17 protein-coding genes are annotated in these 14,737 nt (G+C 65.2%); all 17 read right to left on the reverse strand.

From position 1 onward, the window contains the following. Positions 1–3: 3 nt before the first annotated feature. Positions 4–1,161 carry an FAD-dependent oxidoreductase gene (locus VA599_RS20990; protein WP_346790446.1) on the reverse strand — a complete coding sequence of 386 codons (1,158 nt, stop codon included), beginning with the start codon at positions 1,159–1,161 and terminating at the stop codon, positions 4–6. A 17-nt stretch (positions 1,162–1,178) separates the two neighbouring features. Beyond that, positions 1,179–2,474, reverse strand: coding sequence for an aminopeptidase P N-terminal domain-containing protein (locus tag VA599_RS20995; RefSeq protein ID WP_346790447.1), 1,296 nt, complete (start codon positions 2,472–2,474; stop codon positions 1,179–1,181). 133 nt (positions 2,475–2,607) lie between these two features. Next, complete coding sequence (locus VA599_RS21000) at positions 2,608–3,333, reverse strand: YebC/PmpR family DNA-binding transcriptional regulator (protein ID WP_021477496.1); 726 nt, start codon at positions 3,331–3,333, stop codon at positions 2,608–2,610. Positions 3,334–3,436: 103 nt separating this feature from the next. Then, on the reverse strand, positions 3,437–4,213 hold the full coding sequence (gene fliR, locus VA599_RS21005) for a flagellar biosynthetic protein FliR (RefSeq protein ID WP_021477495.1): 777 nt from the start codon (positions 4,211–4,213) through the stop codon (positions 3,437–3,439). Then, a complete protein-coding gene (gene fliQ / locus VA599_RS21010) occupies positions 4,213–4,482 on the reverse strand; it encodes a flagellar biosynthesis protein FliQ (protein ID WP_021477494.1) in 270 nt (89 codons plus the stop codon). The genes fliR and fliQ overlap by 1 nt, the downstream gene beginning before the upstream one ends. Further along, positions 4,479–4,973, reverse strand: coding sequence for a GNAT family N-acetyltransferase (locus VA599_RS21015; RefSeq protein ID WP_031296486.1), 495 nt, complete (start codon positions 4,971–4,973; stop codon positions 4,479–4,481). Before VA599_RS21015 ends, fliQ begins: the two co-directional genes overlap by 4 nt. A 5-nt stretch (positions 4,974–4,978) precedes the next feature. After that, the gene (fliP, locus tag VA599_RS21020; protein ID WP_104948155.1) at positions 4,979–5,731 is read right to left on the reverse strand and encodes a flagellar type III secretion system pore protein FliP; all 753 of its coding nucleotides are present in this window, start codon (positions 5,729–5,731) and stop codon (positions 4,979–4,981) included. Further along, positions 5,731–6,198, reverse strand: a complete 468-nt coding sequence (gene fliO / locus VA599_RS21025; protein ID WP_152526935.1) for a flagellar biosynthetic protein FliO — start codon at positions 6,196–6,198, stop codon at positions 5,731–5,733. Before fliO ends, fliP begins: the two co-directional genes overlap by 1 nt. A 5-nt stretch (positions 6,199–6,203) precedes the next feature. Beyond that, on the reverse strand, positions 6,204–6,647 hold the full coding sequence (fliN, locus tag VA599_RS21030; RefSeq protein WP_021477490.1) for a flagellar motor switch protein FliN: 444 nt from the start codon (positions 6,645–6,647) through the stop codon (positions 6,204–6,206). Next, on the reverse strand, positions 6,644–7,648 hold the full coding sequence (gene fliM / locus VA599_RS21035; protein WP_021477489.1) for a flagellar motor switch protein FliM: 1,005 nt from the start codon (positions 7,646–7,648) through the stop codon (positions 6,644–6,646). Before fliM ends, fliN begins: the two co-directional genes overlap by 4 nt. Positions 7,649–7,655: 7 nt before the next feature. Then, a complete protein-coding gene (locus VA599_RS21040; RefSeq protein ID WP_021477488.1) occupies positions 7,656–8,174 on the reverse strand; it encodes a flagellar basal body-associated FliL family protein in 519 nt (172 codons plus the stop codon). A gap of 107 nt (positions 8,175–8,281) precedes the next feature. Then, the gene (locus VA599_RS21045; RefSeq protein ID WP_346790448.1) at positions 8,282–9,244 is read right to left on the reverse strand and encodes a flagellar hook-length control protein FliK; all 963 of its coding nucleotides are present in this window, start codon (positions 9,242–9,244) and stop codon (positions 8,282–8,284) included. A 54-nt stretch (positions 9,245–9,298) separates the two neighbouring features. Further along, positions 9,299–9,751 (reverse strand): flagellar export protein FliJ, encoded by a 453-nt coding sequence (gene fliJ, locus VA599_RS21050; protein ID WP_021477486.1) that lies wholly within the window; start codon positions 9,749–9,751, stop codon positions 9,299–9,301. Positions 9,752–9,760: 9 nt separating this feature from the next. Beyond that, on the reverse strand, positions 9,761–11,158 hold the full coding sequence (fliI, locus tag VA599_RS21055; RefSeq protein WP_346790449.1) for a flagellar protein export ATPase FliI: 1,398 nt from the start codon (positions 11,156–11,158) through the stop codon (positions 9,761–9,763). Next, positions 11,139–12,014 carry a FliH/SctL family protein gene (locus tag VA599_RS21060; RefSeq protein ID WP_031296482.1) on the reverse strand — a complete coding sequence of 292 codons (876 nt, stop codon included), beginning with the start codon at positions 12,012–12,014 and terminating at the stop codon, positions 11,139–11,141. The genes fliI and VA599_RS21060 overlap by 20 nt, the downstream gene beginning before the upstream one ends. Further along, on the reverse strand, positions 11,995–12,993 hold the full coding sequence (gene fliG, locus VA599_RS21065) for a flagellar motor switch protein FliG (RefSeq protein ID WP_021477483.1): 999 nt from the start codon (positions 12,991–12,993) through the stop codon (positions 11,995–11,997). The genes VA599_RS21060 and fliG overlap by 20 nt, the downstream gene beginning before the upstream one ends. Then, positions 12,986–14,728, reverse strand: coding sequence for a flagellar basal-body MS-ring/collar protein FliF (gene fliF / locus VA599_RS21070; protein ID WP_346790450.1), 1,743 nt, complete (start codon positions 14,726–14,728; stop codon positions 12,986–12,988). The genes fliG and fliF overlap by 8 nt, the downstream gene beginning before the upstream one ends. Between the last annotated feature and the right edge of the window lie 9 nt (positions 14,729–14,737).

Raw genomic sequence — 14,737 nt, forward strand, 5'->3', positions numbered from 1 at the left:
CGCTTATCCCCGCACGCCGAATACAAGATGACCGGCGAATTTGCGCCGCAAGGCCGGCAGCGTGTCCAGCGCCGTCATGCCGACGCCGCGCAGGCGGTTCATCAGCGGATGGTGGCCGTCGAACAGCTTGATCAGGCCATGGGTGAAGCCGACCACCGCGCGGCTATCCAGCTTGCGCGAGGCGGCATAGCGTTTCAGCGCGCGCGCGTCGCCGGCATCGGCCGCGCCCTCCAGCGCGTCGGCCAGGCCGACCGCGTCGCGCAGGCCCAGATTCAGGCCCTGGGCCGCCACCGGGTGCATGGTCTGGGCGGCGTTGCCGATCAGCGCCACCCGGCCGCTCGCCACCTGGCTGGCCTGGCGCAGCGCCAGCGGGAAGGTGGAGCGCGGGCCGACCGACAGTATCCGGCCCTGGCGCTCGCCGAAGGCCTGCTGCAGCTCGCCGCGCAGCACCGCCTCGTCGGCGGCGGCCAGCCGCTCGGCGTCGGCCTGGCTGCGGGTCCATACCAGCATGTAGCGCTCGCCGTGCGGCAGCAGCGCGAACGGGCCGTCATGGGCGAAGCGCTCGTAAGCCACGCCCTGCGGCGGCAGCTCGGTCTCCACCTCGGCCAGCACCGCGCACTGATGGTAATCGTGGGTCAGCCGGCGGATACCCGGCAGCGTTTCCGCCAGCGCGCCGCCCTCGGCCAGCACCAGCAGGCTGCCGGTCAGCAGCAGGCGGCCGTCCGGCGTCTCCACCTCGGCGCACGCGTACTGGCTCAGACTCTTAACCGCCGTCACCCGGCATTGCCACCTCACCTGCACGCCGGCCTGCTCCAGCGCGCCGCCGAGCCCGGCGACCAGGGCCGGGTAGTCGACCACCGCGCCCAGATGCGGCAGGTCCAGGTCTTCCCGGTCCAGCCGGGTGCGGCCGCAACTGCCCTGTTGCGACACGTGGACGGTGTCTATCGCCGTCGCCGGCAGATCGGCCGGCCAGGCGCCGGCCTCCTCCAGCAGGCGGCGGCTGTGCCAGGACAGCGCCAGCGCGCGGGCGTCGCGCACCTCGGCGTCTTTCGCCCTCGCCTCCAGCAGCATCACGCTGCGCCCCTGCCGCGCCAGCCTCAGGGCGGCCAGCGCGCCCACCGGGCCGCCGCCGACGATCAGGACGTCGGCGTGTTCGCTCATTCTTTCATTCATCGGTCTCACTCCCCGCGCATCAGCGCCTCGATCCCGGCCACCGTCTTGGGCGCCGCCGCGGTGTATACCTCGTTGCCGTCCGCCGTCACCAGCACATTGTCCTCGATGCGCACGCCTATGCCGTGGAACGCCTCCGGCACGCCGGGCGCCGGCCGGATGTACAGGCCCGGCTCTATCGTCGTGCACATACCCGGCTGATAGCCGCGCCATTGCCCGTCTTGCTTGCGCTGGCCGACGTCGTGCACGTCCAGGCCGATCAGGTGGCCGATGCCGTGCATGTAGAACTGGCGGTAGGCGCCGGACTCGATCACGCTGTCCGCGGTGCCGGCCAGCAGGCCCAGATCCACCATTCCCTGCGCCAGGACCCCCAGCGCGGCGTCCGACGGCGCGTGCCACACCGCGCCCGGCTTCACCGCGGCGATGCCGGCCAGCTGCGCCGCCAACACGACTTCGTAGACATCGCGCTGCGGGCCGCTGAAGCGGCCGTTGGCCGGAAAGGTGCGAGTGATGTCGCCGGCGTAGCCGCGGTATTCGCAACCGGCGTCGATCAGCAGCAGCTCGCCGTCGTTGATCCTCGCGTTGTTGGCCACGTAGTGCAGCGTGCAGGCGTTGGCGCCGGCGGCGACTATGCTTTCGTACGCCGTCTGGCGGGCGCCGTGGCCGACGAAGACGTGCAACAGCTCCGCCTCCAGCTGGTATTCATGCATGCCGGGGCGCGCGGCGCGCATCGCCCGCATGTGGCCGGCGGCGGAAATCTCGCCGGCGCAGCGCAGCAGCGCGATCTCCACCTCGTCCTTGACCATGCGCATCTCGTCCAGCAGCGCGCGCAGGTCGCCGTAATGCGCGGGCGGACGGGCGCCGGCCCGCGCGCGGCCGCGCACCGCGTCCAGCCATATGTTGACGCGGCGGTCGAACGCCTCGTCGTGGCCCAGCGGCCACCACAACTGGCCGCAGTCCGCCAGCAGATCGGGAATCCGCTCGGCCATCTCCGCCAGCGGATAAGCTTCGTCGAAGCCGAAGACTTCCCGCGCGCCGTCAGGCCCATGGCGGAAGCCGTCCCAGATTTCCATTTCGGGATTGCGGTCGCGGCAGAACAGCACGGACTTGCCGCTGCGGCCATCCAGCAGCAACACGGCCTCCGGCTCTTCGAAACCGGTCAGGTGCAGAAAATAGCTGTCGGCGCGGTAGGGATAATGGTTGTCGGCATTGCGCACCGCTATCGTCGCGGTGGGCAACAAGGCGACGCCGTCGCCTATCTGGGCCAACAAGCGCTTGCGGCGCTCGGCGTGCGGCTGGTGCATGGGCAATGAAATCCTTGCGGAAACGGGACCTGCGGAACAAGCCGCCAGTTTACACCGCCCGCGCCCGCGGCCCAAGCCGAGCGGACATGAAAAAACCCGGCCAGGCCGGGTTTTCGCAGCGGACGGGAACGGCTTATTCGCCGATCACCACCGAGGTGTAGACATCCTGCACGTCGTCCAGGTCTTCCAGCGCGTCCAGCAGCTTCTGCATGCGTGCGGCTTCGTCGCCGGTCAGCTCGGTTTCGTTCTCGGCGCGCATGGTCACTTCGCCCATCTCGGACTTGAAGCCCTTGGCTTCCAGCGCGTCCTTGACGTCGGAGAATTCGTACGGGCCGGTGATGACTTCGATCGAACCGTCGTCATTGCTGACCACATCCTCGGCGCCGGCTTCCAGCGCCGCCTCCATCAAGGCGTCCTCATCCACGCCCGGCGCGAACACCAGGTAGCCGCAATGCTTGAACTGGAAGGACACGCAGCCGTCGGTGCCCATATTGCCGCCGTACTTGGAGAAGGCGTGGCGCACATCGGCCACGGTGCGGGTCTTGTTGTCGGTCAGGCAGTCCACCATCACCGCCGCGCCGCCGATGCCGTAGCCTTCGTAGCGGCACTCGACGTAATCGACGCCGTCCAGCTGGCCGGTGCCGCGCTTGATCGCGTTCTCGATGTTGTCCTTGGGCATGGACTCGGCCTTGGCCTTGTCCACCGCCAGGCGCAGGCGCGGGTTCATGTTGACGTCGCCGCCGCCCATCTTGGCCGCGACGGTGATTTCCTTGATCAGGCGGGTGAAGATCTTGCCACGTTTGGCATCCTGGCGACCCTTGCGGTGCTGGATGTTAGCCCATTTGCTGTGACCTGCCATATTTGCCTCTGTGCGTTGTCTGGCCCCGGCTACCCGCCGGAGCGTCAATCAAAATTCGCGGTATTCTAGCAGAAAGCCGTCCGGCTTTACGAGACGCGCCCGGCTACTTGGCCTGCAGCATCCGCAACATCATGTCAAAGCCGATCTGGTACATGCGCTCTATCACCGGAATCATCATCGGCAGCGTCATGTACAGCGTGCCGAAGCCTATCATGATGGTCAGCGGGAAGCCGAAAGAGAAGATGTTGAACTGCGGCGCCGCCCGCGTCATCACGCCGATGGCCAGGTTGGTGATCAGCAGCGCGCCGATGATGGGCATCGCCAGCCACACCCCCCACTCGACCAGATGCCCCCCCCACAAAACCAGCGCCTTGATGCCCTGCGCCGGCATGGCCATGCCAATCGGCAGCACCTGGAAACTGTGCACCAGCGCGCTCAGCACCACGTGGTGGCCGTCGAAGGCGAGGAAAAGGAAGAAGGTGAGCAAGGACAGCATCTGCGACAGCACCGGCACCTGGGCGGCATGGACCGGGTCATAGAACATCGCGAAGCCCAGGCCGGTCTGCGCGCCGATGATGAAGCCGGTCAACTCCACCGCGCTGATCACGATGCGCATCACGAAGCCCATGGACAGGCCGATCAGCAGTTGTTGCACCAGAATGGCGATGCCTTCGGCCGATACCAGCGGCACAGCGGGCAGCGGCGGCAACAGCGGCGCCAGGATCACGGTCAGGATCAGCGCGAAGCCGACCTTGAAGCTGCGCGGCAGGCCGCGATAGGCGAAGATGGGCTCCGTCAGGAACAAGCCGACGATGCGCGCGAACGGCCAGGCGAAGACGCCGACCCAGGCATTGATCTGGATATCGCTGATCGCCAGCATCAGCCGATCACGCTAGGTATGCTCTGGAACAGCCTGGTGGTGTACTCGATCAGGGTGTTCAGCATCCACGGACCCGCTAGCACCAGCACCAGGAACATCGCCAGCAGCTTGGGGATGAAGGTCAGCGTCATTTCGTTGATCTGCGTGGCGGCCTGCAGAATGCTGATCAGCAGACCCACCAGCAGCGATGTCAGCAGCACCGGCGCCGACACGATGATCAGGATGTACAGCGCGTTCTGCACGATGCTGATGATCAGTTCCGGACTCATGCCCCCTCCTCCCGCCAGCCGCCCTTGGCCAGCAGCCAGTTATCGATTTCCACGCCGTCGCGGACGATGCGATTGGCGCGAAGCAGCCTGTAGCCGGCCCGTTCGAACACCGAGCGCGACGCATGGCTGGCCCAGGCATGGAGCGCGGTCACGCCGGCCTCTGCGGCGCGGCGCTCCAGTTCGGCGGCCATGCGCCCGCCCAACCCCTGCCTGCCGGCCCAGGGCGCGACATACAGCATGTCGAATTCGCCGTCGCGCTTCAGCCAAGCAAAGCCGGCCAGCCGGCCGTCATCGGCCACCGCCTTGCAAGACCAGGCGCCTTCCAGCCTGGCGCGCCAAACCGTCTCGACCTCATCGTTCCACATCCGTTCCGGCGCCCACGCCAGGCATTGCTCTCTGGTATAGACGCCGCCGGCCAGCGCATGCACGCTGGCCCGGAACAGGGCATGGCAGGCGGGCAGATCCGCCGGCGACAAACACTCCAGCCGCATCGCCGTCATCCCGTGTAGAAACTCTGCACCAGCGAGCCCATCAGCAGCGTCCAGCCGTCCACCAGCACGAACAGCATCATCTTGAACGGCAAGGAGATGGTGACCGGCGACACCATCATCATGCCCATCGCCATCAGGATGCTGGCGACGACGAGGTCGATGATCATGAAGGGAATGAAGATCATGAAGCCGATCTGGAACGCGGTTTTCAGTTCGCTGATGGCAAAGGCCGGAATCAGCGTCTTCATCGACACGTCTTCCTTGCTCTGCGGCTTGGGCGACTGGGAAATCTCGATGAAGAAAGCCAGATCCTTTTCCCGCGTCTGGCGCAGCATGAAGGCCTTCATCGGCTTGCTTCCCTCGTCCAGCGCCTGGCTGAAGCTGATCTTGTCGTCGGAGAACGGCACCCAGGCCTTGGCGTAAACCTGATCGAGGGTCGGCCCCATCACGAACAGCGTCAAAAACAGCGCCAGGCCGACGATCACCTGATTGGGCGGCGACTGGGTGGTGCCCAGCGCCTGCCGCAGCAGGGACAGCACGATCACGATGCGGGTGAAGGCCGTCATCATCAGCAGCATCGCCGGGATGAAGGTCAGCGCCGTCATGAACAGCAGCATCTGCAGGCTGAGCGAGTAGTTCTGTCCGCCGCCCACCGCCGGCGTGCTGGTCATCAGCGGCAGCCCGGCCGCCGCGTCCGCCAGCAACGGCGACAGCAACGCCCCGCCGGACAGCAGGGCGATCACGATCTTTTTCTTCATCATTTGTCCTGCCGCCGCCGCTGCGCCTCGCGGCTCTTGTCCAAAGCGGCCTTCAGCCAGCGCGCGAACGGCTCGGCCGGCTCAGTCCGCTCCGGCTCCGCGCCCTCAGGCCGCGGCATCTTGTTGAGCAGATTGACCTGCTGCTGCGTCACACCCAGCACCAGCCACTCGCCCTCCAGTTCGACGATCACCACCCGCTCCTTCTGGCCGACCATGGCGCCGCCGACGACGCGGACGCGGCCCGCCCCGCCCATCGCGCCGCCTGACAGGCGCTTGAACAGCCAAGCCACGCCGACGATGGCGCCCAGCACCACCGCCAGACCCAGGATCACCTGCACCAGGCTGGCGAACGGCGACGGCGCGGCTGCCGGCGCGGGAACGGCGGCCGTCGCCGCCCACAACGGCGAAGACGCCGCAAAGCAAAGTGCGCCTCGCAGCGCCAGGCGCACTTTCACGAGTTTGCCCATATCCATTATTTCTGCAGTCGCCGTATGCGTTCCGCCGGAGTGATGATATCGGTCAGGCGAATGCCGAACTTGTCGTTGACCACCACCACTTCGCCCTGGGCGATCAGGCAGCCGTTGACCAGCACGTCCATCGGTTCGCCGGCCATGCCGTCCAGCTCCACCACCGAGCCCTGCGCCAGTTGCAGCAGGTTGCGGATCGCGATCTTGGTTCGCCCCAACTCAACCGTCAGCTGGACTGGGATGTCCAGAATCATGTCCAGATTGGGCGGACCGCCAGCCACGGCTCCAGCGCCGATTTCCTGGAACAGGCCCTGGGCCGGCACCGCCTCGGCCTCCGCCGGCGGCGCGCTCTCGACAGTCTCCTGCTCCGCCATCGCGGCGGCCCAGTCGTCCATCGACACTTCCTCTTCGGCGCCGGCCGCGCCGCCCTGCAATTCTTCTTCGCTCATTGCTCATGCTCTCCGGGGGACTCCAGGAACTCGTTGGTCCCCGCCAGTATCTTTTCCACCTTCAGCGCGTATCGGCCCTGCACGGTGCCGTAGCTTGCCTCGAACACCGGGATGCCGGACACGTCGGCCTCCACCCGCTCCGGTATTTCTATCATCACCACATCGCCGTTCTTCAGATTCAGTATCTGCCCCAGCGTCACCTTGGCATGCGCCAGGCTGGCCACCAGCTCCACCTCGGCCGCCTGCACCTGGTGGGTCATCAGATTGACCCAGCGGTTGTCCACCTCGGTGCGGTCGGCCTGCATCGTGCTGGACAGCAAGTCGCGGATCGGCTCCACCATAGAGTACGGCAGGCAGATGTGGAAGTCGCCGCCGCCCGCGCCCAATTCGATATGGAATGTCATCGCCACCACCACTTCGGTGGGCGTGGCGATGTTGGCGAACTGGGTGTTCATTTCAGAGCGCAGGTAGACGAATTCGATCGGATAAACCGGCTCCCAGGCTTTCTGGCATTCGGCGAACACCACCTCCAGCAGGCGATGGATGATGCGCTGCTCGGTCGGGGTGAAATCCCGGCCCTCCACCCGCACGTGATAGCGGCCATCGCTGCCGAACAGATTGTCGACGATCAGGAACACCAGGTCGGGATCGAAGATCAACAAGCCGGTTCCACGCATCGGCTTGACGTGGACGAGGTTCAGGTTGGTCGGCACCACCAGATTGCGGATGAATTCGCTGTACTTCTGCACCCGCACCGGACCAACCGAGATTTCCGCGTTGCGCCTCAGAAAGTTGAACAGGCCGATGCGCAAATTGCGCGCGAAGCGTTCGTTGATGATTTCCAGCGTCGGCATCCGGCCGCGTACGATGCGCTCCTGCCGGCCGATGTCATAGCCTCGGACACCCTGGCCATCCTGCCCGCCTTCCTCGTCTTCGTCCTCGCCGGAGACGCCCCGCAGTAGGGCGTCTACCTCTTCCTGGGACAGAATATCGTCGCCCATGGCGCGCCTACTGCTTCTGGATGATGAAGGAAGTGAAGAGGACGCTGTCGACCACGGGCTCCTCGCCCGCGTCCATCGCCTCGTTGATGATCTGTTTGACCTGCGCCTTCAGCTTGACCTTGCCTTCGGCGGTGCTGACCTCGGCCGCGGTCTTGGACGACAGCAGCAGGATCACGGCGCTGCGGACCTTGGGCGCGTAATCGGTGAACTTCTTCTTGGCCTCCTCGTCGCCAAGCTCGGCCTGCATGTCGATCTGCAGCAAACTGCCGTCATTGCCGGCCAAGTTGACCACGAAGGTATCCATTTTTTCGAAGATCGGCGGCCCGTCGTGTTTTTTCTTCGGCTTTTCATGAACCTGCTCGGCCTGAGCCCCCGCCGGCTTGTTCATATTGGTGAACATATAGGCAGCCAAGCCCCCCACGGCGCCCAGCACCAGAATCAGCAGAATGATGACGATCAGCATCAGCTTGTTGCCGCCACCTCCCGCCTTTTTTTCCGCCTTGTCCGCCTTTTTATCATCCGACATAAGTTATGACCTGTTCTTTATGGAGTTCCTAGTGAAATCTTAAACGATTTCCCGGCCATATTTTCCTGTTTTCTCGGCCTGCTGAACAGTGTCAATCTCAAATCGGGTCAAGCAAAGATGCTGAGTATGCCGCGCGCGGTCTTGATCACGCTCAACGCATCCCCGCCTTCGGTCTCTCCGACGATGGGCTGGGAATGCCCTTTCTTCTGTTGGTAAGCTTGTTGCTGCTGGCCTGAATTGCCGCTGGAAACCTGGGAATCGGTCAGCTGGATGCCGTTGGAAGAGAGCATGGAGCTCAGGCGGTGCATATTGCTTTCCAGCGCTTCGCGGGTCGCCGGCACCGCCGCCGTGAACAATACCTGGGCCTGGTCGGTGCCATTCATTTTCAACGTCACCTCGATCGGCCCCAACTGCGGCGGATTCAACTGGATCTGGGCTTTGTCCATTTTCAGACTGACCATGCTCATCACTTGCTCGCCCAGCGCCTTGCCCCAGTTCGGGTCGGTCAGCGTTTGCGGCAAGGTCAGCTGCGGCATGTTGGCGTTGGCCGCTTGGACATGGGTGGATTGCTGAGGCTGCGCTTGCTGCTGCAATTGCTGCAGCGGCAAGAATTGCGCGGCCGAGGCATCCGGGTCCGGCAATTTTTGCAGACCCTCTTTCCAGTTGAAGTCTTGCTTGGCCGTCGACAACAACAGCGCGGGATCGACCTTGGCCGTCGGTTGCTGGGCAAGCAGGTCCTGGCTCGGAGCCTTGACTTCGGCCTGCTGCGGCTGAACCTGCAGCGCCGTCAGCATCGGCATCGCCAATGCGGCCTGCAGGCTGGCGTCGCCATCATCGCTCTTGGCCGCGGGCTTGTCGTCGGCGGGCTTATCCTCAAGGGAAGCGCCGCCATCCGTGGCACCCGGCAACGTCGCGCCCATCATGCCCATCTGGATGCCCAGCAAACTGGCGAACAAATCCCCTGCCGCGCCGCCGCCACCGGCATTGGCAGCCGAGCCTGCTGCGCCCGCGGCGCCGGTGGCGGCAGCCGGGCCGGCCTTGGTCGCCGGTGTATTCACAATGATGGTCATGACGATGTCTCGACTGAGTAGAACGAGACAAATTAAAGCAAGGAGCGTGCCAAGTCAGGAGTCCTGGCCGTGGGAGCGATCCCAGAATTGGCGGGTGGCGAATTCATCCGTCTGCTTCTGCTGAAGCCTGGCCTCTTTCTGCGCCTCCCGCTCCCGCTCCCGCTGCAACAGCTTCTCGTAGGCCTTGAACTTCTTGTATTCCATCTGCCAGGCCTGGCGCTCCATCACGAAGCGCTGCGCGCAGCGGTCGACATCCTGCTGCTGCTGGATCATCGCCTCGTCCAGCCGGGACAGAAAGCGGCGGAAGTCCTGGTATTGGATGATGGAGATGCCCTGCCCGCCGCCGTTCACCAGCCGCTGCCTGTATTCCTCGCGAAAAGCGTGCAGCTGATCCAGACGCGAGCGGGATTCCGCCAAGCGGTTCTGCGCCATGCCCACCCTCTCCGCCGCCGCCTGCTGGCGCTCGTCGGCGAGATGAATCAGCAGCTCGTACTTGCTGGCCGCCATGGGTCAGGCTCAGGCCATCACGCCGGCCAGCTGCTGGCAGCAGGAGGCGTAATCGTGCGACTCGTGCATAGGCTGCATCAGGAAGCTGACCATGGGCAGCTGGCGGCGCATGGCGTCGTCCAGCACCGGGTCGGAGCCTGAAACGTAGGCGCCGACGCTGATCAGGTCGCGATTGCGCTGATAACGGGAATACAGCTGCTTGAAATGGCGGGCCAGCTCCATCTGCTGCTGCGGCACCACATCCACCATCACCCGGCTGATCGACTGCTCGATGTCTATCGCCGGGTAGTGGCCCGCCTCGGCCAGATCGCGGGACAGCACGAAGTGGCCATCCAGGATGGCGCGGGCCGAGTCGGCGATCGGATCCTGCTGATCATCGCCTTCGGACAAAACGGTGTAGAAGCCGGTGATGGAGCCGCCCCCCTCCTCGCCATTGCCGGCGCGCTCGATCAACTGCGGCAGCCGCGCGAACACCGACGGCGGGTAGCCCTTAGTCACCGGCGGCTCGCCGATCGCCAGCGCGATCTCGCGCTGCGCCATCGCGTAACGAGTGACCGAATCCATCAGCAGCAGCACATCCAACCCCTGGGAGCGGAAATATTCGGCCAGCGCGGTGGCGTAAGCGGCGCCGTGCAACCGCATCAGCGGCGGCATGTCGGCGGGCGCGGCCACCACCACGGAACGGGCCCGCCCTTCCTCGCCAAGGATGTTTTCGATGAAGTCCTTCACTTCCCGGCCCCGCTCGCCGATCAGCCCCACCACCACCACGTCGGCCTTGGTGAAACGCGCCATCATGCCCAGCAACACCGACTTGCCGACGCCGGAACCGGCGAACAGGCCCAGGCGCTGACCGCGCCCAACCGTCAGCAAACCGTTGATCGCGCGCACGCCGACATCCAGCACATCGTGCACCGGCGTGCGGTGCAAGGGGTTCATCGGCTGGCTGTACAAGGGAAACCAGGCCTCGGGATGGATGGGGCCCAGTCCGTCCAGCGGCCGCCCCAGCGAATCCAGCACTCTGCCGAGCAGGCTGGCGCCCACCGGCACCTGGCGGCCCACCGCGCCATTGGCGGCCGGCGCCGCGCCGCCATCATGGCCATAGCGGGGAAGATTGAAAGACGGCAAGGGAAATACCGGCGTGCCGGGCAGCAAGCCATGAACATTGGAGAGCGGCATCAGGAACACTTTGTCGCCGGAGAAACCCACCACCTCGGCCTCCACTGAATGGTCGTCCGCCAATACCACGCGGCAGGCGCCGCCCACCGGCAGCTTGATGCCCACCGCCTCCATCACCATCCCGGTGACGCGGACCAGCCGGCCGCAAGGCTGCCACAGTTTGGCCGTCTCAGCTGCCGCGCCGCAAGACGCCAGCCAGTCGCGCTGGCGCTCAATCAGACTGCCGCTCATCTCCATCCTCCAGCCCCAGCGCCCGGCTCAGCGCCGCCAGCCGGGTCTCCAGCGCCATATCCAGCCGCACCGAACTGGCGTCGATCACGCAGCCGCCTCGGCGCACCTGCGGATCCTCAACCCACTGCCACGCCGTCTCAGGCGTTTCCTGCCGCAAAAAATCGCGCGCGGCGGCCAAATCTGCCGGATTGACGCGCAGGCGGGCGCTGGCCAACGTCGACGGCAGCTCCCCCAGCGCCGCCTGCAACAGCGGCAGCAAAACCTGCTCATCCTGATCTATTTTCTGCTGCACCAGCTTCTGGGCCAAGCCCCAGGCAAGCCGCAACACCTCCCGGGAAAGCGCCTGCTCCATCTCGGCCAGCTCGCTGGAAAAACTCGCCCCCATATCGCTCAACGCCTGCCAGGCCTGCTCCAGCCTGGGCAGATGCTCGGCGCGCGCATCTGCCTCGCCCTGCTCCCGCCCGGCCTGCAAGCCCTGCTCGAATCCTTCCGTCCGTCCCGCCTCCAGGCCGGCGTCATGGCCCGTCTGCCAGGCCTCCTGATGAATGGCCTCCAGTTCGGCGGCGGTGGGGTAGCCCAATGCCGGCGCTTCCGGCTCGGCTTCCTCGGTTTCAGCCTCGGCCTGCTCTGCCAGCGCTTCGGCTTCCGCCAGCGGAATCGGCTCAGACGGTTCGGATTCGGAGGCGGCGATGCGCTCGGCCAGGCTGGCGCCCGGGCGGCGCATCTGCGCCATCGCCACTAATTGGGCCGGGGACAGCGCCTGGGTGAAGCCATCCAGCGATGCCGGGCTCCAACTGCTCCAGCTCTCCAAATCCTCGCCGGAAATGATGGGTCCGTTACTCGATGAGGCCTTCATCGCCACCCTTGCTGCCTAGCACGATCTGGCCGTCGTCGGCGAGCTTGCGCACCACCTTGAGGATTTCCTTCTGCTCGGCCTCCACTTCGGACAGCTTGACCGGTCCCTTGGACTCCAGATCGTCGCGCAGCATCTCCGCCGCGCGCTGGGACATGTTGCGGAAGATCTTTTCCTTGAGATCGGTGCTGGTGCCTTTCAGCGCGATCACCAGAGAGTCGGACTGAACTTCGCGCAGAATCGTCTGGATCGAGCGGTCGTCGATGTCCAGCAGGTTCTCGAACACGAACATCTTGTCCTGGATGCGCTGTGCCAGCTCGGGGTCGTACTCGCGGATGAAGCTGAGCGCCGACGCCTCGACGTTGCCGCCCATGAAGTTGAGGATTTCCGCGGTGAGGCCGACGCCGCCGGACGCGCTTTTCTTGATGCGGTCGGAACCCGACAGCAGTTGGGTCAGCACGTCGTTGAGTTCGCGCAGCGCCTGCGGCTGCACGCCCTCCAGCGTCGCGGTCCGGATCAGCACCTCGTTGCGCATCCGCTCCGGGAAGAAGGCCAAGATGGAGCTGGACAGATCCGGCTCCAGATGCACCAGGATGGTGGCGATGATCTGCGGGTGCTCGTGGCGGATCAGATCGGCGGCGGACGACGGGTCCATCCACTTCAGGCTCTCGATGCCGCTGTGATCGTTGCCCTGCATGATCTTGTCCAGCAGGTTGGCGGCCTTGTCCGGCCCCAGCGCCTCGATCAGCACGTTGCGCAGATATTCGTCGGACGCACCGATGCTGGCGCGCGCGTCGCACTCCTTGCGGAATTCGGCCACCACCTCGTCGATCTGCTCGTAGCTGAGGTTGTTGATCGCCGCCATCGCCAGGGAAATCTTCTGCACTTCCTTGGGGCCGAGATACTTGAACACCTCGACCGCCTCGTTCTGGCCGAGACTGAACAGCAGCACGGCGCTTTTGCGTATTCCGTTATCACTCATCGGCGCTTATCCATTCCTTGATGACCTGGGCGGCCATGCGCGGATCAGACTTCACCAGCTCGCGCACGGCTTCCAGATTGCTGCTGTATTGGCGCTTCTGCGCTTCGCGCGGGTCTTCGCCGGCGCCGGCCATCGCGGCGCCCGCGACGCCGGGCTCGCCTTCTTCTCCGGCCACGCTCAGCAAACGCCCCCCGGGGCCTGCCGCGCCGGCGGCGCCCGCCTCGCCCTCCGCGCCGCCCGCAGGCGCCGGCGGCCTGACCAGATCGCGCATGACGGGACGCACCACGCCGAACAGCAAGTACAGAACCGCAATCGCCAGCAGGCCGTACTTGATCAGGCTGGTGCCGTTGCCGCTGACGTAATCGATCACCCGCTCCTGCATGGTGACGGGCTGGGCATTGTCGGCGAAGGCGGCGTTGACCACGTTCAGCGTGTCGCCGCGCCCGGTGTTGTAGCCCATCGCCTCCTTGACCAGATTATTGATCTGCTGCACTTCCTGCGGCGTCAGCGGCGTCGGCTTCATCTCGCCGCTCTTGTCTGGCATCCGGCGATAATTGACCACCACGGCCGCCGACAGGCGCTTGACCACGCCGGTGGGCACCTTGGTGTGCTGTATGGTCTTGTCGACCTCGTAATTGGTGGTGATGTCGCGCTGCAGCGTGCCGCTGGCGCTGACGCCCAGGCCGGACAGATTGGCGGTGCCCGGCGCGGCGCCCGGCGGTAGCGTGATCGGCGCCGACGCCGCGGACGGCGGCTGGTTGGACAATGCGCCCGGCACGCCGGTGGGGTTCGCCGAACCGTTGACCAGCTTCTCGCTGATCTGCTGGCTGCGGGTGGCCGAAGGGTTGGGATTGGAATTGGGCCGGTAAGTCTCCGAGGTCTGCTCGGTTTCGGAGAAGTCGACGTTGGCCGTCACTTGGGCGCGGGCGTTGCCGTGGCCGAAGATGGGCTCCAGGATGTCTTCGATCCGCTTGACGTAGCCTTCCTCGATCTGGCGCACGAAACCCAGCTGGCGCTGATCCAGGCCGGAATTGTCGTCGGGCCCGGTTTGCTTCGACAGCAGATTGCCGTCCTGATCGACGATAGTGACGTTCTTCAGCGGCAGGTTCGGCACCGAACTGGACACCAGGTGCAGAATGCCCGCCACCTGGCCGCCGTCAAGCATCCGCCCCGGATACAGCTGCAGCATCACCGAGGCGGTGGGCGATTGCTGCTCGCGGACGAACACGCTCTGCTTGGGGGTAGCGATGTGGACGCGGGCGCTCTGCACCGAGGAAACGGCCTCGATGGTGCGGGCGAGCTCGCCCTCAATGGAACGCTGGTAATTGACCTGCTCGGCAAACTGGCTGATGCCGAACTTCTGATTGTCCATCAGCTCGAAGCCGACGCCGCTGGCCTTGGGCAAGCCCTGGGCCGCCAGCTTCAACCGGACATCGTAAACCTTGTCCGCCGGCACGGAAACCACGCCCCCCTCGCCCAGTTGGTAGGGGATGTTCATCTGCTGCAGCGCGGCCGTGACCTGGCCGCCGTCGCGATCGGCCAGATTGGAGAACAGTATCTTGTAGGAAGGCGTGCGGTTGAGGACCACCGCGCCGACGACGACGGCGAAAATCGCGGCCAGCGCCGTAAGGAACAGGATTTTTCGGTTATTCGGCAGCGCCTTGAAACGGTCACCCGCTTCATTCAGTCGCGCGCGCCAAACTGGAGTAGCGTTTTCTTCTGCCAGATCAGCCATACGGTGGTT

This window comes from Chromobacterium indicum (genome assembly GCF_039708975.1).
In the GTDB taxonomy this organism is placed as follows: Bacteria; Pseudomonadota; Gammaproteobacteria; order Burkholderiales; family Chromobacteriaceae; genus Chromobacterium; species Chromobacterium piscinae.